Below are 241 nucleotides of genomic sequence, written 5' to 3' on the forward strand. Positions count from 1 at the left end.
ACGCTCAAGCCCTTTCTAAATTTATGAGTGTAGAGCCCCAAATAAGACTTTGGGATATTCTTCAAACAAAGTTTAAAGCTAAAGCACTTCAAGAAAAAGTTTATATTGAATATGACAAAGGGAAAGCAGATAGTTGGGATAGACGTAATATGCGTATTGAATTTAATCCAAACAAACTTACACGAGATGAAATGATTTGGTTAAAACAAAATATAATAAGCTACATGGAAGATGACGGTTT

Annotated in this window: 1 pseudogene; it reads left to right on the top strand. The window is 32.4% G+C overall.

Features of this window, described 5'->3' with window-relative positions:
- Window positions 1–241, top strand: a pseudogene (locus SH09_RS15700) (replication initiation factor domain-containing protein); the annotation flags it as partial.

This window comes from Staphylococcus gallinarum, from assembly GCF_000875895.1.
Lineage (GTDB): Bacteria > Bacillota > Bacilli > Staphylococcales > Staphylococcaceae > Staphylococcus > Staphylococcus gallinarum.